The 16,058-nt window shown below is 39.0% G+C and carries 21 protein-coding genes; 2 read left to right on the top strand and 19 right to left on the bottom strand.

The window, feature by feature from the left end:
* Nucleotides 1–1,748: YSIRK-type signal peptide-containing protein (locus tag ACVRZ8_RS08475; RefSeq protein WP_447448887.1), on the bottom strand; the 1,748-nt coding region annotated here is incomplete at its 3' end.
* A gap of 288 nt (nucleotides 1,749–2,036) precedes the next feature.
* Here ACVRZ8_RS08475 and ACVRZ8_RS08480 point away from each other — a divergent pair.
* Together ACVRZ8_RS08480 and ACVRZ8_RS08485 are read left to right on the top strand one after the other, a co-directional pair.
* Nucleotides 2,037–2,228 carry a helix-turn-helix transcriptional regulator gene (locus ACVRZ8_RS08480; RefSeq protein ID WP_447448888.1) on the top strand — a complete coding sequence of 64 codons (192 nt, stop codon included), beginning with the start codon at nucleotides 2,037–2,039 and terminating at the stop codon, nucleotides 2,226–2,228.
* Between the two features lie 17 nt (nucleotides 2,229–2,245).
* Entirely contained in the window at nucleotides 2,246–2,782 is a 537-nt protein-coding gene (locus ACVRZ8_RS08485) for a DUF3278 domain-containing protein (protein WP_447448889.1), read from the top strand.
* Nucleotides 2,783–3,273: 491 nt separating this feature from the next.
* Here ACVRZ8_RS08485 and queF read toward each other — a convergent pair whose 3' ends face one another.
* The 18 genes from queF to deoC form a co-directional block, all read right to left on the bottom strand.
* Nucleotides 3,274–3,765 carry a preQ(1) synthase gene (gene queF, locus ACVRZ8_RS08490; protein WP_447448890.1) on the bottom strand — a complete coding sequence of 164 codons (492 nt, stop codon included), beginning with the start codon at nucleotides 3,763–3,765 and terminating at the stop codon, nucleotides 3,274–3,276.
* Complete coding sequence (gene queE, locus ACVRZ8_RS08495) at nucleotides 3,765–4,481, bottom strand: 7-carboxy-7-deazaguanine synthase QueE (RefSeq protein ID WP_447448891.1); 717 nt, start codon at nucleotides 4,479–4,481, stop codon at nucleotides 3,765–3,767. The genes queF and queE overlap by 1 nt, the downstream gene beginning before the upstream one ends.
* A complete protein-coding gene (gene queD / locus ACVRZ8_RS08500) occupies nucleotides 4,474–4,917 on the bottom strand; it encodes a 6-carboxytetrahydropterin synthase QueD (RefSeq protein WP_447448892.1) in 444 nt (147 codons plus the stop codon). The genes queE and queD overlap by 8 nt, the downstream gene beginning before the upstream one ends.
* A gap of 2 nt (nucleotides 4,918–4,919) precedes the next feature.
* Nucleotides 4,920–5,573 (bottom strand): 7-cyano-7-deazaguanine synthase QueC, encoded by a 654-nt coding sequence (gene queC / locus ACVRZ8_RS08505; RefSeq protein ID WP_447448893.1) that lies wholly within the window; start codon nucleotides 5,571–5,573, stop codon nucleotides 4,920–4,922.
* A gap of 185 nt (nucleotides 5,574–5,758) precedes the next feature.
* On the bottom strand, nucleotides 5,759–6,313 hold the full coding sequence (locus ACVRZ8_RS08510) for a hypothetical protein (RefSeq protein ID WP_447448894.1): 555 nt from the start codon (nucleotides 6,311–6,313) through the stop codon (nucleotides 5,759–5,761).
* A 2-nt stretch (nucleotides 6,314–6,315) separates the two neighbouring features.
* Entirely contained in the window at nucleotides 6,316–7,569 is a 1,254-nt protein-coding gene (locus tag ACVRZ8_RS08515) for a hypothetical protein (protein ID WP_447448895.1), read from the bottom strand.
* Nucleotides 7,562–7,897 (bottom strand): hypothetical protein, encoded by a 336-nt coding sequence (locus ACVRZ8_RS08520; RefSeq protein WP_447448896.1) that lies wholly within the window; start codon nucleotides 7,895–7,897, stop codon nucleotides 7,562–7,564. Before ACVRZ8_RS08520 ends, ACVRZ8_RS08515 begins: the two co-directional genes overlap by 8 nt.
* A 235-nt stretch (nucleotides 7,898–8,132) precedes the next feature.
* On the bottom strand, nucleotides 8,133–8,459 hold the full coding sequence (locus ACVRZ8_RS08525) for a hypothetical protein (RefSeq protein ID WP_447448897.1): 327 nt from the start codon (nucleotides 8,457–8,459) through the stop codon (nucleotides 8,133–8,135).
* A gap of 98 nt (nucleotides 8,460–8,557) precedes the next feature.
* Complete coding sequence (locus tag ACVRZ8_RS08530; protein WP_447448898.1) at nucleotides 8,558–8,755, bottom strand: hypothetical protein; 198 nt, start codon at nucleotides 8,753–8,755, stop codon at nucleotides 8,558–8,560.
* Nucleotides 8,748–9,083 carry a hypothetical protein gene (locus tag ACVRZ8_RS08535; protein WP_447448899.1) on the bottom strand — a complete coding sequence of 112 codons (336 nt, stop codon included), beginning with the start codon at nucleotides 9,081–9,083 and terminating at the stop codon, nucleotides 8,748–8,750. The genes ACVRZ8_RS08530 and ACVRZ8_RS08535 overlap by 8 nt, the downstream gene beginning before the upstream one ends.
* Nucleotides 9,084–9,106: 23 nt before the next feature.
* Nucleotides 9,107–9,409, bottom strand: coding sequence for a hypothetical protein (locus tag ACVRZ8_RS08540; RefSeq protein WP_447448900.1), 303 nt, complete (start codon nucleotides 9,407–9,409; stop codon nucleotides 9,107–9,109).
* A 145-nt stretch (nucleotides 9,410–9,554) separates the two neighbouring features.
* Nucleotides 9,555–9,728: a hypothetical protein gene (locus ACVRZ8_RS08545; RefSeq protein WP_447448901.1), complete on the bottom strand. Its 174-nt coding sequence runs from the start codon at nucleotides 9,726–9,728 to the stop codon at nucleotides 9,555–9,557.
* Between the two features lie 439 nt (nucleotides 9,729–10,167).
* Nucleotides 10,168–11,124, bottom strand: coding sequence for an ABC transporter permease (locus tag ACVRZ8_RS08550; protein WP_447448902.1), 957 nt, complete (start codon nucleotides 11,122–11,124; stop codon nucleotides 10,168–10,170).
* A complete protein-coding gene (locus tag ACVRZ8_RS08555) occupies nucleotides 11,124–12,188 on the bottom strand; it encodes an ABC transporter permease (protein ID WP_447448903.1) in 1,065 nt (354 codons plus the stop codon). Before ACVRZ8_RS08555 ends, ACVRZ8_RS08550 begins: the two co-directional genes overlap by 1 nt.
* A complete protein-coding gene (locus ACVRZ8_RS08560; RefSeq protein WP_447448904.1) occupies nucleotides 12,181–13,719 on the bottom strand; it encodes an ABC transporter ATP-binding protein in 1,539 nt (512 codons plus the stop codon). Before ACVRZ8_RS08560 ends, ACVRZ8_RS08555 begins: the two co-directional genes overlap by 8 nt.
* Before the next feature lie 164 nt (nucleotides 13,720–13,883).
* Nucleotides 13,884–14,939, bottom strand: coding sequence for a BMP family lipoprotein (locus ACVRZ8_RS08565; RefSeq protein WP_447448937.1), 1,056 nt, complete (start codon nucleotides 14,937–14,939; stop codon nucleotides 13,884–13,886).
* A gap of 67 nt (nucleotides 14,940–15,006) precedes the next feature.
* The gene (locus tag ACVRZ8_RS08570) at nucleotides 15,007–15,396 is read right to left on the bottom strand and encodes a cytidine deaminase (RefSeq protein WP_447448938.1); all 390 of its coding nucleotides are present in this window, start codon (nucleotides 15,394–15,396) and stop codon (nucleotides 15,007–15,009) included.
* Nucleotides 15,392–16,054, bottom strand: a complete 663-nt coding sequence (deoC, locus tag ACVRZ8_RS08575) for a deoxyribose-phosphate aldolase (RefSeq protein ID WP_447448939.1) — start codon at nucleotides 16,052–16,054, stop codon at nucleotides 15,392–15,394. Before deoC ends, ACVRZ8_RS08570 begins: the two co-directional genes overlap by 5 nt.
* Nucleotides 16,055–16,058: the final 4 nt, after the last annotated feature.

Below are 16,058 nucleotides of genomic sequence, written 5' to 3' on the forward strand. Positions count from 1 at the left end.
TCTGCTTCCGCATTGGCTTTGTCCGCTGCGGCTTTTTCAGCTACCTTAGTGTCATAGTTCGCCTTTGCAATATCGTAGGCAGCCTTGTCTTGATCGTATTGATCCTTGGCGGTGTTATATGCGGCTAACTCTTCTTGATATTTCGCTTCTGCTTCCGCATTGGCTTTGTCCGCTGCGGCTTTTTCAGCTACCTTAGTGTCATAGTTCGCCTTTGCAATATCGTAGGCAGCCTTGTCTTGATCGTATTGATCCTTGGCGGTGTTATATGCGGCTAGTTCTTCTTGATATTTCGCTTCTGCTTCCGCATTAGTTTTGTCCGCCGCGGCTTTTTCAGCTACTTTAGTATCATAGTTCACTTTTGCAATATCGTAGGCGGCCTTGTCTTGGTCGTATTGAGCCTTGGCGGTGTTATAAGCAGCCAACTCTTCTTGATATTTCGCTTCTGCTTCCGCATTGGTTTTGTCCGCCGCAACCTTTTCAGCTACCATAGTATCATAGTTCGCTTTTGCAATATCGTAGGCGGCCTTGTCTTGGTCGTATTGAGCCTTGGCAGTGTTATATGCGGCCAACTCTTCTTGATATTTCGCTTCTGCTTCCGCATTGGCCTTATCCGCCGCGGCTTTTTCAGCTACCTTAGTGTCATAATTTGCCTTTGCAATATCGTAGGCAGCCTTGTCTTGGTCGTATTGAGCCTTGGCGGTGTTATATGCGGCCAACTCTTCTTGATATTTCGTTTCTGCCTCCGCATTGGCTTTGTCCGCCGAAGCTTTTTCAGCTACCTTAGTGTCATAGTTCGCTTTTGCAATATCGTAGGCGGCCTTATCCTGATCATATTGAGCCTTAGCAGTGTTATATGCGGCCAACTCTTCTTGATATTTCGCTTCTGCCTCCGCGTTGGCTTTGTCCGCCGCGGCCTTTTCAGCTACTTTAGTATCATAGTTTGCCTTTGCAATATCGTAGGTAGCCTTATCTTGGTCGTATTGAGCCTTGGCGGTGTTATAAGCGGCCAACTCTTCTTGATATTTCGCTTCTGCCTCCGCATTAGCTTTGTCCGCCGCCGCTTTTTCAGCTACCTTAGTATCATAGTTTGCTTTTGCAATATCGTAGGCAGCCTTGTCTTGGTCGTATTGAGCCTTGGCCGTATCATAGGCGGCTTTTGCAATATCATAAGCGGCTTTGTCTTGGTTATACTTAGCTTGTGCTTCAGCATTTGCTTTATCAGCAGCAGCTTTTTCGGCTACTTTAGCATCATAAATCGCCTTGTCTTGGTCATACTTAGCCTTTTCGGCAGCATACTGTTTCTTAGACATTTGATAATCTGACACTACCGAATTAATCTTGTCTGCTTGTTCTCTGTTATCAGCAGCGGCTGCTTCCGCTGATGGTTGTTGTTGAGGAGCAGTTTCTTCAACTTGAACGCCTTCCTTTTCAGCGGACGCTTTGGCCTCCTCCAAACTGCTGTTTGTAACAGTACTAGTTGTAACAGTGGCATCACTAGTTTCCAAAGTACTAACAAGACTTGTTTGTGTTGTGTCAGTTGTTGTAGTGGATTGGGTTATAGATTCATCCGTTATGGCCGCATCACCTTCATTATAAGTTACCACATTAGAAGTTGTTTCTGCGGTTGTTGTTTCGTCAGCTTTAGTACTAGTGACACCAAATGTCAGCATCGCTGTCCCTAAAAGAACAGAAGCCACACCAAAACTATACTTTCTAATTGAGAAACGTTGAGATTCTTTCTTCCCCATGTCTGTTAGCCCTCTTTTTTAGATAAATTAGTTTATATCTTATATTTTAACATTTTATTATTTTCTGTCAATTATTATAACCATTAGAAATATTCTTTTTTGATTTCTGTTAGAGATTCCAGTATTAAATAAATTTACAAAATTCTCCTCTATATTTTAGAATAATAGCGCAGCTCCAAATCACAAATTTTTATAAAAATATGTCATATATAATTGACACATTTTTGTGAACTTGTTATATTATACATGTCATATATATATGACATGTAAAAGGTAGGTGATTTTTCAATGAATAGAGTCAAAGAATACCGTAAGCAAATCGGTCTTTCACAATTAGCTTTGGCTCGTCAGGTCGGGGTAGCTAGACAGACTATCAATCTTATTGAAAATGCTAAATACAATCCGTCGCTTGACTTATGTATCAAATTGGCAGAAAGTTTGGAGACTGATTTAAATTCCCTTTTTTGGGAAACGAGATAAAGGCAAGGAGGTCTAATATGAAATCAAAAAATAACGAAAGCTTTGGACAAAAATTACTTAAACGATTCTATGGAACACAACAGTTAGATGAATATCGTGAAAAAGAGTTACATCGTATCAACAGCCACATACTCATGTCTGTTTGGTGGTTTATGCTTATAATGGATGTTGTGTTTGTTTTTATGATTCAAAAAAATCCTGAAACAACAGCTTGGGTGATGTTAACAACTAATCTCATCATTTATTGCTTCGCTATTCCTTTAGCCAGCCTCATCCCATCCTATCACCTCAAAATCATTGGCACCGAGGTTGAAGAAAAGGAGTTTATCCCTGCTCGCAAAAAAATGAGAAAAATTGCTATCTTCGTGGGAATCTTTTGGGGCTTCTTTATGTATATTTTCTTCTCTCTTTTTTACTGGTGGCAAGGCGAAAGTTTTATAGATGCTTTTCTTAATCTATGGCAAATAATTTTATGGACCATTGGCGGTTTCTTATTTGGATTTTTAATGTGGTTCCTCATGCGTTCTAAACTCAAAAAAGCCGATGAAGAATAAGTCTTTGAAAAAAGCGGAGCTTATTGAAAAATAGGTTGGGACAAAAAGTCCAACCTATTTAATTAGAGTTCGTTTTATCATCATAAGGCAACGGTTAGGACTCAAAACGTCCAGTTGATGATTTGAGGTAAACAAGTGGCTTTAGCTAACCTAGAGTTTCCCTGCACAGTTCACCAGGCACTGAAGTGCCATCAACCACTGTTGAATGGCAATTTCGTTCGCATTTCACGCTCTTGACCTGATCTAATTGATATCAAAATTCACTTGACTTTATCTGCCAGTTCAAAAAGTTCCCGAATCTTTTGAGCTATGCGAGGGTGGGGTTAAAAGGTCTGGGAGATCTTTTTAATCGGAAGGCAAAACTTGCGAAGTAAATATCAAAAACAGTCTAGGGATAGACTGTTTCAGATCAGTAAGTAAAAATAACATTTTACCGATGAACTCTTTTGTTAGTTGCTGAATTCTTTCCTACTCCCTTTTTATTTATCACATTAACGATTATCAATAGTCTCTGGATAAAGATCATGGTTAAAGAGACGATGCTCCGCCATTTTTTCATATTTCGTGTTGGGCTTTCCATAGTTGTAATAAGGATCAATAGACAAGCCACCGCGTGGAGTAAATTTTCCCCAAACCTCTAAATAACGTGGCTGCAAGAGTTCCACCAAATCCTTACCAATGGTATTGATACAATTTTCATGAAAATCACCATGATTACGGAAACTAAAAAGATAAAGTTTGAGTGATTTGGACTCCACACAGAGTTTATCAGGAATATAAGACAAGTAAATCGTTGCAAAATCAGGCTGTCCTGTCATGGGACAAAGCGAAGTAAATTCTGGACAGTTGAATTTTATGAAATAATCGTTGGCTGTATGACGGTTATCGAAAGCCTCCAAAATTTCGGGTGTGTAATCAAAAATATAAGGTGCTGACTGATTGCCAAGCAGGGTCAAATTTTTCATTTCTTGAGATTGAGACATCAAACTCCCCTTTCATTATCGTAAAGTAAGGTATGAAGCTGAGGCAATACTCTGACATTGCCCCAGTCATCATCAGCTGCCACACGTTCCCAGAGTTCTTTTAGGCGAGATAGCTGAGCCGATACAATAGTGCCGTCTGCCTTTGGCTCAGGATTGCCGGCAGAAAGGTAAAGAACGTCAGGATTATAGCGTCGCTGAATAGCTTTAGCAAACGTCAAATCTGCTTCGTCAAAAACAGGAACTTTAAAGGTAACCTTATCTGAATCCAGTTGACTGACGATGAAATCCAAAGTTTCTAGATTGACATCCATTTTAGCGGAAGGCGGTTTAGGGCTTAGAGTCACCTGATCAATAGCGCGCAGCCACTCCTGCCACCTAGAACCTTGTGTTTCAACAGCTAAGGTTACACCACGCGCTTTTAGTTTATTGACCAGCTCTGCCATATTGGCTGCCAAAAGACAAGGATTGCCGCCAGATAAGGTCACATAATCGTACTTGCCAAGTTTGTCCAATTCGGCAATAACCTCGTCAGAGGTCATTCGTATTGGTTTTTCGCTGCCATCCCAAGTAAAAGCTGAATCACACCAAGCACAATGATAATCACAGCCAGCCGTTCGTACAAACATGGTTTTCTGCCCAATAGCCCTGCCTTCCCCTTGAAAAGTCGGACCAAAAATTTCAAGAATCGGAAGTTTCAAAACACGCTCTCTAGTCATTTAAACACTCTCTTCTAAATTCTGCAAAGGCACTCGCCGTCTCATAAAGACGCACGTATTCCAAACGAAGACTCTGTTTTTGAGGTAAATGCTGCGCTATTTCTTGGAAAATCCAATAAACCATATTTTCAGCTGTGGTATTCATGTAAGGGAGACTTTCATTAAGATAACGATGATCTAATCTGGGCTCCAGATGCTTTTTGTAAATCGCTTTTAAATCACCAAAATCAAGTACCATCCCGCGCTCGTCTAAAAAACCAGACACAGCAATCTCAAGACGATAAGTATGGCCATGAAGAGATTTGCATTTGCCTTCATAGTTAAAAAGATGATGCGCTGCATCAAAATGAAATTCTTTTGATACCATGGTACGATGAGGATTATAAATTAAGGAAGCGCCGCTTTCCTGAATAATTTCCCTAGGAGCAAAATACATGATTAGTTTCCTTTCTTCTGGCTGAGGTATTTGTCTAATCCAGCCTGACGCAGACGACAAGCAGGGCAGTGTCCACAACCTGATCCTACGATACCATTGTAGCAGGTCAAGGTCTTCTGACGCACAAAATCAAATTGCCTAAGCTCATCCGCCAAAGCCCATGTTTCAGCCTTGTTCAGCCACATGAGCGGTGTCTGAATAACAAAATGATAATCCATGGCAAGATTGAGCGTAACATTGAGCGATTTAACAAAGCTATCACGGCAATCTGGGTAGCCTGAAAAATCAGTTTCGCAAACACCCGTTACGATATCTGTAATCCCAAGCTGTTTTGCCAAGACAGCTGCAAAAGATAAGAAAAGATGGTTGCGGCCGTCAACAAAAGTATTGGGAACCTGTCCCTCCTCTTGCTCAATGTCCATATCGGATGTCAAAGCATTTTCGGTTAGTTGACCAAGAAGGCTCATATCCAGCAGGTGATTTTTGACCCCAACTTCTGCAGCAATAGTTTTAGCCACCTCAATTTCCAGCGCATGTCTTTGACCATAAGAAAAGGTTACTGTTTCAACATGCTCATAATGGTTCAAGGCCCAAAAAAGACAAGTTGTTGAATCTTGGCCACCACTGAAAACAACCAAGGCCGATTGACGTTTCATGATTCCTCCTAAGGGTTTGGGCAAGAAAAAAACTCCTAGTTTTTCTAGGAGCACATAATCGCCATTATGGTTTTTTTTAGCGATGGCTTCTCCCAAACATCGATAATTTATTTTCTCTAGTTTAGCACAGTTTCTAAAAAATAGCAAAGCAGATTAGCATCAGAACGTATTATAACATCCACCATTTACTTAAGCTGTTTCTTAAAAAATTCCAATTCTGCTTTAGCAACAGAAAAATCAGATAAAGGAGGACTCACCTTGCAAAGCACTCCTTCTTCTGTATGGGCAATAAAAGTATTGAACTTATTGTTTGACAAATTTTTTTCCCCCATAATCCGAAGCTCTTTTTCATAAAGAGTTGTTGCTTTTATTAATTTTTGGTGATAAAAAGCGATAAAGCCTCTTAAAAAAGTATCACCAAAAAAAGCAAGTTTTGTTTTGATAAACTTATGCAACAATCTGGGATTCTCGCTTTCTAGGCGCCGTACTTTCTTATAGCTATCATAGTCCCCCTGATCTAAAAAATACTGCCCCAGCTCTAAAGAATTAATTGTCAGTTGAGAAGAAACATAATTTTGTATCAATTTCAAACGCATCTGAACAATAGATTCTCCTTCTTGCAAAAATCGTTCTTGGAGGATCTCTGGTTTTAGGCTATCTCCCTTTTTAAAAAGAACCGCTCTATCATCATTAATGACCAAACAAAATCTAGGAAAATCTTCCCATTGTTCAAGATGCATAGTCAACCTCTTTCAGCTTGTTCTCCCTTTTCCCTGTCTCTTCCTCTTTTTGGAAGAACTTCTGGGTGCTTTTTAGCATAATCTTTCAATGATTTCTGAACAGCTTTATGCTCCTCCATAGTTAGACCCGAACCCGATGGCGCCATTTTATCTGACCTTATCTGACTCTGCTTTGTCTTTGCCTCTGAGACTGTATGAGTTTCTGGAAGCTTTCTGGAATCCTGAACTGCCTGTACTTGCTCTCCTTCTCTTGAAAGTATTTTTTTAGGCTGTGTTCCGCTTTCAGGTGAAGACAAAGGCGATTTCCCTTTAGAAGCTGCGGCGGTCTGTTCTGCTCTTATTGGTTCTGTACGGTCTGCAGTTTTCTCTGCTGTTCTAGTTAGTTCTTGATCTCTTGATAAGGCAAGGCTTCCTTGTTCCCTATCATTTTGTAAAGAGAGTAAAGAAGCTTCTAAATAAGCCGCTCGGCTGTAACTAGCCACTTGTCCTTGACAATCCAATACCTGACCCCGTTCATTATGCTGCCAATTGGATAAAGCATGATAAGAACTGGTAATGACAACGGGATTGAAAAGTCCTTCTGACGCCTTGACACGGTGGGCTGATTGGGTTCGATTCCCAGTAATACCGCCAATAGGATCATAAGGATTGCGATAATTGAGAAACTGATCAGAGTGTTCACGCATATACTGTAATTCATCACGGCTGATCATACGGTGGATATCAGGACCATTGTAACCGATATTTTGATACCCTTCTTTTAGAGCAACATACATAGCTAATGATTCACCGAGAGAATGACCAGTCGTTGTAAAGTGAGCATCAGGGTAAATTTGTTTAACTTCCCGAGCAAAAGCCAGAGCTGTCTTAGCCTGCGATTCAGTTTGATGTCCTGTAAAAGGAATGGGAACTGACAGCAAACGCTTATATCCTGTTTGAAGTGTCTCTGTTTTCCCAATTCCGATCATCTGCAAATCCGTATCCACATCATGCTTATCCTTAAAATTTGTTCCTGCATAAGCTAGAACAATCTCACTGGTATCCGCTTTTCCATTAACAACAGGGGCAACCGCCATAGCCTGCATGCCATTAAAAGGATGATCTTCTGTTTTGAGGACTTGGAATATATTTTCCGTAGTCTCATCTTCTATAATACTATTTTGTACAACCACTTCTTGAAGCTTTTCTCGTGCCATTTGAGGTTCTACATTATAAACGCTTTCCGCTATTTTAGCATAACTACTATCTTCAATCATTTGAATAACCTCTTTCAAATGAGTAAATTACTGTAATATCACGTAAAGAGATATCGGATATATTTAATTTCTTTATTCTTCTGTCCAGCTTAAAACTACCAGGATGATAGGTTGAACTACTCAAACTACTGATACTTTCCACATTACCTAAAGAAAAAGAAATCCTACTATCACCATTAACTAGCACAGTTGTACCCCAGTAGCCGGTCTTCTTAGAATATCCCCAACCCATAAACGCTATTTCCCGAACATTCTCATACTTACTGACAATATATTTTGCCAATTCAGTTTCTATCTTCTTAAACTGATCATCTGATATTTTTTTCATAATAAGTTTCCTTCTTTCATTAGCATAATTACTGGTTTGTATAATAGATCACTTTAATATTAGCTGCCTTATTGAATTACTAGACTTCTTGTATGCCTTGAACTCTATAGATGAATTGTTGGAAATACGAATTCCTCCATTTAGATTATCCTCCTTAGATATATTATACTTATCATCAACTATTATTCTCCAAGTTCCTAGTTTACTATTTCTTTAGAATTCACTATATTGAACCTTAATAGGTAATACGAACTTCACTTAAATCTACTTCTAAATCATCAGCCAAATCACGCATTCTCTCAATGGATTTAAAACGATTAATAGGGTTAAGCCCTAAAACATCTGTTCCATCATTGAATTTCTCAAAATTCTCGGTGTCTATAGTAGTTACTAATCCGGTATCATTGTTTAATTCCAATGATAACAAATAAAAGCATGTTTTTGAATCTCTGCTAAACTCTATAAATTTTACAGAAGTAATAGGATCGTATCCTCTAATAATTCTTTTTACAATATTATCCTGTTGTTCTTTGGTTAACTTAGGTTTGCGGTTAAATAGCATGTTATCTCCTTACTTAATATTAATGATTTCTATCCATATTATACTTTGATATTTTCTTCCCCAATTTTCTAATTATTTGCGACCAGTGTATCAGTTTTTCACAGTGTTGTCAAAATACAAAATATTATTTTAAAAGGATGATCTTCTGTTTTAAGGACTTGGAATATATTTTCCGTAGGCTCTTCTTCTATAATACTATTTTGTACAACTACTTCTTGAAGTTTTTCTCGTGCCCTTTTAGGCTCTACATTATAAACACTTCCCGCTATTTTAGCATAACTACTATCTTCAATCATTTGAATAGCCTCTTTCAAATGAGTAAACTACTGTAACACCACGTAAAGAGATATCAGATATATTTAACTTTTGTATTCTTCTGTCCAGCTTAAAACTATCAGGATGATAGGTTGAACTACTCAAACTACTGATACTTTCCACATTACTTAAAGAAAAAGAAATCCTATTATCGCCGTTAACTAGCACAATTGTGCCCCAATAGCCGGTTTTCTTAGAATATCCCCAACCCGTAAACGCTATTTCTCGAACATTCTCATACTTACTGACAATATATTTTGCCAATTCAGTTTCTATCTTCTTAAACTGATCATCTGACATTTTTTTCATAATGTACCTTTCTGTCATTGATATCACATCTGTAAATCCGTATCCACATCACGCTTATCCTTAAAATTTGTTCCTGCATAAGCTAGAATAATCTCACTGGTATCCGCTTTTCCATTAACAACAGGGGCAACCGCCATAGCCTGCATACCATTATTTGTATTATTAGCTAGTTCAGAAATGATTTGATAACTTTGTGATAATCCCTTTATATCAATTGAATTTATGATTGTTTCTTCTTTCGGTGTAAATAATTTCTCTTTTTTTCCACTATCCACCCAGTATGATATGTCTGCAATATATCTATAATCCTGATCAGTTATCATCATTTTATCTTTTCCAATAATTTATTGTTAAATTTTGAACATCTCCTTCACAATCCTTTCTTTTTAAGGTTATATAGTCACTTCCATATCCCCATACAGTTGCTTCCTGCACATTCTCACAGCCGCAGTTACTTTCCAATTCGTGTTCTTATCCATAATATCTGCTTCCCGTAAAATCTTTAGGAGTACTGGGGCTTGCATAAAATGCAATCTCAAATATCTCGTTCCCATTAGGAGTTATATATTTTGAAGAAAATTCTTCTGCTATTTCTTTTTCTATAAGCCTATCTTGTTTCGCTTTTGTTTTGAACCAATTTATCATTATTATTTCTCCTATAACTGCAATACTAAACTAAATCAACGATTCATTAATTTCTTTTTTATATAGAATTACATGATGGTAGTAATATGAATATATTTATATTTATCAATATCATAAACTTGATTAACTAGATAACCATATTCTTTATCAATAAACATTATATGATTATCACTCTGATTAATACGTTGACCGATTCCAATTTATTCTGACTGTCCCAATAGCTAACAGTGATTTACCAATCTCAACCCTCTAAATATTTGATGTCTATGTTATTATTTAAGAGACAATTTTTTAATTCCTTGAATTGACTTATCAGCTAATTTGATAGCTTATTTTGAGTCTAACAAGTTCTAAAATAGTTGTCAAACAGCTATATTGCTCTCATTTAGTTTTTTATATTATTAATAAAAAAGTCTCCAAAAATGAAGACTTTTTGTTCTTATTTTGATTTGATGTAGTTGACACCATCAGCTTTAGGAGCAACTGCCTTTCCAAAAAAGGCTGCTAAAACAATGATAGTCAATACATATGGGGCGATTTGCAAATAAACGGAAGGAATTTCTTTTAACCCTGGGATTTGACTTCCGATAATAGCCAGAGATTGTGACAATCCAAAGAATAAACTTGATAGCATGGCACCAATAGGGTTCCAACGGCCAAAAATCATGGCAGCAAGTGCAATGAAACCTGGACCCGCGATAGTAGTCACAGCAAAGTTGTTTGAAATAGATTGCGCATAAACAGCTCCGCCAATTCCCCCAAAGAAACCGGAAATCATGACGCCGTAATAACGCATGAGATAAACATTGATTCCCAGTGTGTCTGCCGCTTGCGGATGCTCACCAACCGAACGCAGACGAAGGCCAAATCGGGTTTTAAAAATGATAAACCAAGACAAAATGGATACCAAAATGGCCACATAAGCAATTACAGAAATATTGGTAAAGAAAATTTGCCCAATAATTGGAATGTCCTTAAGACCAGAAATACTGATACGGTTAAAGGAATACTTGATTGTGTCAGTCTGCCCTTTTCCATAAAGGACGTCACAGAGGAATACTGCAAGAGATGGTGCAATCAAATTCAAGACAGTCCCTGAAACAACATGATCTGCCTGCCAATTAATAGTAGCAACAGCATGAATGAGTGAATAAACAATTCCAATCACACCTGCCACTAAAACAGCAATCCAAGGTGTTGCTTTCCCAAAAGTATCTGCAAATGAAATATTGACAACTACCCCAACGAAAGCACCGATAACCATGATGCCTTCAAGACCCACGTTTACAATTCCCCCACGTTCAGAGAAAGTACCACCGATTGAGGTGAAAATCAGCGGTGCTGAATAAACCAACATGGAAGTCACCAAAAGGGCAATGATTTGTATAAATGACATTAGTTCTTGCCTCCTTCCGCTGCTTTTTTCTGACGCGGCTTAACAAAGCGGCGAATAATATAGTCTGCACCAACAAAGAAGATGATTAAAGCAGACACCACATCAATGATTTCTGACGGAACACCAATCATTCCGGATTTTCCAACGGAAAGAATGGCATAAAGAAGGGCAGCAAATGGGATTCCAATAGCACTGTTAGTTGCCAGAAGCGCAACAGCCATTCCATCCCAGCCAATGCTGAGCGAACTTGATTGTACATAAGCATTTTCAAATGTTCCAAGACCTTCTACTGTTCCTCCCAGACCAGCAAGAGCTCCTGAGATAATCATAGAAATGACAATGATACGTTTAGCATTCATCCCAGCATATTCAGAGGCATTAGGGTTGAGTCCGACAGCTGTAATTTCAAAACCTGTACTTGTCTTTTTCATCAAAAACCAGATAAGAAAAACTGCCGCAAGTGCCAGAAAGATTCCTAGGTTCATACGTGAATGATGCGTTAAATTCGATAACCATTCTGTTTGATAGGAAGCCGCCTCAGAAACTTTGTTTGTTGCAGATGACGAACGCAAGAGGTCTTTTGCAAAAACATTTTGAAGAAGGTAATTAGATGTGTACAAAATAATGTAGTTCATCATGATAGTGACAATAACTTCACTCGTTCCTAAAAAGGCACGTAATATACCTGGAATAGCACCAGCAATTCCTCCAGCAACTAAACCAATTAAAACAGTACAGATAAATAAAACTGCTTTAGGTAAGTCAGGGAAGGACAGGGCAAACCAAACAGAAGCTGTCCAGCCCGCTAAAGCTTGTCCCGGCAGCCCAACATTGAAGAAACCAGCCCTAGAAGCAACCGAAAAGCCAAGTGCAATTAGAATGAGCGGCCCCATGGCACGAAAAATTTCTCCGATATTTTTAGCAGAACCAAAGGCTGTGCTAAACAAGTCATAATAGGCCCAATAAGGATCATAACCGAAGGCCAGCATGATAACAGCCCCAAGCAGCATACCTGCCAAAACAGCAATTAACGGAACTGCCCAGATTTGTATTTTTTTAGACATTTGCAGCCTCCTTTTCCACAGAACCGCCAGCCATGAGAATACCTAATTCTTGCTTGGTAGTCTCAGCTGGATCAACAATGCCTTGAATACGACCATCATGAATAACTGCAATACGGTCAGACAGGTCTAAAATCTCATCCAATTCAAAACTAACAACAACAACTGCTTTTCCCTTATCACGCTCTTCTATTAGGCGTTTACGAATATATTCAATAGCACCAACATCTAAACCGCGGGTTGGCTGACTGACAATTAGAAGATCTGGATTGCGATCAATTTCACGTGCAATGACAGCTTTTTGCTGATTACCACCTGAAAGTTCTCCACCAGCAATAAGTTCACTGGCACCGCGCACATCAAACTCTTCCATTAGCTGGCGCGCTTTCTTATTGATAACATTGTAATTAAGAATGCCGTTTTTAGAATTAGGTTCTTTATAATAGGTTTGCAAGGCCATATTTTCAGCAACTGTCAATTCTAAAATCATCCCATCACGATGGCGATCCTCCGGAATGTGTCCGACACTTAGCTCTGTAATCTGCCGTGTTGACAAATGGCTGACCTCTTTGCCTTTAATACTGATATTGCCTGATTTCACCTTACGCATACCCGTAATAGCTTCAATAAGCTCTGTTTGGCCATTGCCATCAATTCCTGCAATCCCAACGATTTCACCCGCATGTACATCCAATGATAGATTTTTCACAGCAGGCACACCGCGATTCTCATTGACAACTAATTTTTGAATCACCAAAACTTTTTCCTTTGGCTGTGCTGCTTTCTTTTCTGTTTTAAAAGAAACAGAACGTCCAACCATCATCTCAGCAAGATCTGCATTGCTAGCTCCTTCAATGGAAACTGTCTCAATAGACTTTCCACGGCGAATAACCGTGACACGGTCAGCAACCGCTCGAATTTCATCTAATTTATGAGTAATGAGAATAATGGATTTTCCTTCTTTAGTCAAGGACTTCATAATGGTCAGCAGTTCTTCAATTTCAGCAGGGGTCAAAACGGCTGTTGGCTCATCAAAGATCAAAATATCAGCTCCGCGATAGAGTGTTTTTAGAATTTCCACACGTTGCTGAGCACCTACAGAAATATCAGATACTTTAGCATTAGGATCAACAGCTAGCCCATAGCGTTCAGATAATTCCTTGATTTCCTTAGCAGCCTGCTTCAAATTCAAAACACCGCCAGCACTGGTCGTCTCTGTTCCTAAAATAATATTCTCAGCAACAGTAAAAGCTTCAACCAACATAAAATGCTGATGAACCATTCCAATTCCCAGTTGCGTTGCTTTGGTGGGAGAAGAAATAGCAACGGATTGACCATTGACCAAAATCTCACCTGAAGTTGGTTGCAAAAGACCGGCAAGCATATTCATAAGAGTTGATTTGCCAGCACCGTTTTCACCAAGCAGAGCATGAATTTCACCCTTTTTGACTTGCAAATCTATCTGATCATTAGCTATAAAATCACCAAATTTTTTAGTAATTTGGCGCATTTCAATGACAGGTTCTGTTGTCATAAGTGTAGGTTTTCCTTTCGATTTTTGACCTATTTTTTTATGTCAGTAAAGCCAAATAGAAGACTAGTTAGCTTTACCGAGATAAAAACTTATCTTATCTCAGAAAAAGAGAGTCTGAAATATCATCTTTTCAGGCTCCCTTCTTTTCTTCTTAAGCGTTAAACTTATTTAACACCATCATCAACAGTAATTTTACCATCAATAATATCTTGTTTGGCTTGATTAACAGCTGATTTAATATCATCTGACAAATCGTCTGTTACGATATCAACGCCACCGTCTTTAAGGCCATAAGTTGTTGTTTTGTTGCCTTCGAAGTCTTCGCCATCAAGCTGTGCATTGGCAATATCTTTAACCACAGTACCAACTTCTTTGATAGTTGATGTCAAAGTAGAGGTAGATTCTTTACCATCTGCAGAAGTATAAGCACCTTCTTTTTTCTGATCACGGTCAACACCGATAACCCAAACCTTATCTTCACTGTCAGCATCAAGTGCTGAATTAATTTCAGCAGCCTGTGTAAAGACGCCCGTACCAGAACCGCCAGCAGCATGATAAATAACATCTACACCTGATGAATACATTGTTGCTGCAATCGTTTTACCTTTGGCAGCATCCGAATAAGACTCAACATATTCTGTTTGTACTTCAATTGATGGGTTAACTGAAGCAACACCAGCTTTGAATCCTGTTTCAAAACGTGTGATAGTGTCAGAAGTCATTCCGCCGACAAAGCCAACTTTACCTGTTTTAGACTGCTTCGCTGCGGCAATACCAGCAAGGTAGGCACCTTCATTATCAGCAAAAAGAACGCTGGCAACATTATCTTGTCCTTCAATTGTGTCATCAATAATGACATAATTAACATCTTCATTTTCTGAAGCAGCATCAGAAACCGCATCATGTAATTGGTAACCAATACCAAAAATCAAGTTATAGCCTTTATCAGAAGCTGACGACAAGTTTGTAGCGTACTGTGATTCGTCATCTGATTGGAAATAAGTGTAGTCCGTATCCTTTTTCAAATCATTTTCTTCACCCCACGCTTGCAGACCTTCCCAAGCTGACTGATTAAATGATTTGTCATCAACACCGCCGGTATCCGTAATGATAGCTGCTTTAACAGCAGACTCTGATGATGATTTGCTGTTACGCGAACACGCTGCAAGACCAATTACCGCAACAGCAGCAAGGCCCAAACCAATAAATTTCTTGTTCAATTTCATCTTGAACAGTCCTCCTCAATAAACTAGCAAGTAAACCTGCTTTTTCAAAAAATCTTCCAGACTAGTTAACGTCTGTAAAAGAGTATGGTAACAACTCCCCGACTGTCATCTCGACTGTCGATTTATCTTTGGCAATCAATATCACCTTAGAATCAGGGTTAAAAAACTCCACCATAACCTGACGGCAAGCTCCGCATGGAGAGATAGGTTCTTGTGTCTCGCCAAAAACAGCCAAAGCAGCGAAATCGCGATAACCTTCTGAAACTGCCTTAAAAATAGCCGTTCGCTCTGCACAATTAGTTAAGCCGTAAGAAGCATTTTCAACATTGCAGCCATTATAGATGTTACCGTTTTGTGTTAAAAGCGCAGCTCCCACCTTGAAATGTGAATAGGGAACATAAGCCTGTTCAGAAGCACTGACAGCTGCCTCTATCAGCTCTGCTTTTTCAATAGCCGCCATCTGAAATTTGACCTTCCATAATAGCTATACCAGCAGATGTACCAATGCGTGATGCTCCAGCTTCTATAAAAGCTTTGGCATCCTCATAAGAACGTGCACCGCCTGCAGCTTTGACTCCCATATCTGGTCCAACGGTCTGACGCATAAGCTTGACATCCTCAATTGTCGCACCACCCGTTGAAAAACCTGTTGAAGTCTTGACAAAATCTGCACCCGCAGCTTGTGCTAGCTCACATGCTTTAACTTTTTCTGCATTTGTCAAAAGGCAAGTCTCAATAATAACTTTGACAAGAGCATCTTTGGCAGCGTCAACAACTGCTTCAATATCTTTTTGCACTTGGTCATAAAAGCTTGACTTGAGAGCACCAATATTGATAACCATATCAACTTCATCAGCTCCATTTTCCACTGCATTTGAAGCTTCATAAGCCTTAACAGCTGATGACGTTGCTCCCAATGGAAAGCCAATAACTGTACAAACATTGACAGAACTTTCTGCCAACTGCTCTGCAGCTAACTCCACCCAGTATGGATTAACACAAACAGAAGCAAACTCGTAACGCTTTGCTTCTTCAATTAAAGCCAAAATCTCTTCTTTACTTGCTTGTGGTTTTAAAAGGGTATGATCAATATAGTGATTCAGCGTCATCATG

The organism is Streptococcus dentiloxodontae (genome assembly GCF_053206925.1).

Bases quoted from the DNA above. Each gene is read 5' to 3' on its own strand.
- ACVRZ8_RS08560 (WP_447448904.1), bottom strand. From the start codon at position 13,719: ATGACAACAGAACCTGTCATTGAAATGCGCCAAATTACTAAAAAATTT.
- ACVRZ8_RS08480 (WP_447448888.1), top strand. From the start codon at position 2,037: ATGAATAGAGTCAAAGAATACCGTAAGCAAATCGGTCTTTCACAATTA.
- deoC (WP_447448939.1), bottom strand. From the start codon at position 16,054: ATGACGCTGAATCACTATATTGATCATACCCTTTTAAAACCACAAGCA.
- ACVRZ8_RS08550 (WP_447448902.1), bottom strand. From the start codon at position 11,124: ATGTCATTTATACAAATCATTGCCCTTTTGGTGACTTCCATGTTGGTT.
- ACVRZ8_RS08530 (WP_447448898.1), bottom strand. From the start codon at position 8,755: ATGATTGAAGATAGTAGTTATGCTAAAATAGCGGGAAGTGTTTATAAT.
- ACVRZ8_RS08545 (WP_447448901.1), bottom strand. From the start codon at position 9,728: ATGATAAATTGGTTCAAAACAAAAGCGAAACAAGATAGGCTTATAGAA.
- queE (WP_447448891.1), bottom strand. From the start codon at position 4,481: ATGACTAGAGAGCGTGTTTTGAAACTTCCGATTCTTGAAATTTTTGGT.
- ACVRZ8_RS08535 (WP_447448899.1), bottom strand. From the start codon at position 9,083: ATGAAAAAAATGTCAGATGATCAGTTTAAGAAGATAGAAACTGAATTG.
- queF (WP_447448890.1), bottom strand. From the start codon at position 3,765: ATGTCTCAATCTCAAGAAATGAAAAATTTGACCCTGCTTGGCAATCAG.
- queD (WP_447448892.1), bottom strand. From the start codon at position 4,917: ATGTATTTTGCTCCTAGGGAAATTATTCAGGAAAGCGGCGCTTCCTTA.
- ACVRZ8_RS08515 (WP_447448895.1), bottom strand. From the start codon at position 7,569: ATGATTGAAGATAGTAGTTATGCTAAAATAGCGGAAAGCGTTTATAAT.
- ACVRZ8_RS08485 (WP_447448889.1), top strand. From the start codon at position 2,246: ATGAAATCAAAAAATAACGAAAGCTTTGGACAAAAATTACTTAAACGA.
- ACVRZ8_RS08510 (WP_447448894.1), bottom strand. From the start codon at position 6,313: ATGCATCTTGAACAATGGGAAGATTTTCCTAGATTTTGTTTGGTCATT.
- ACVRZ8_RS08520 (WP_447448896.1), bottom strand. From the start codon at position 7,897: ATGAAAAAAATATCAGATGATCAGTTTAAGAAGATAGAAACTGAATTG.
- ACVRZ8_RS08525 (WP_447448897.1), bottom strand. From the start codon at position 8,459: ATGCTATTTAACCGCAAACCTAAGTTAACCAAAGAACAACAGGATAAT.
- ACVRZ8_RS08555 (WP_447448903.1), bottom strand. From the start codon at position 12,188: ATGTCTAAAAAAATACAAATCTGGGCAGTTCCGTTAATTGCTGTTTTG.
- ACVRZ8_RS08540 (WP_447448900.1), bottom strand. From the start codon at position 9,409: ATGATGATAACTGATCAGGATTATAGATATATTGCAGACATATCATAC.
- queC (WP_447448893.1), bottom strand. From the start codon at position 5,573: ATGAAACGTCAATCGGCCTTGGTTGTTTTCAGTGGTGGCCAAGATTCA.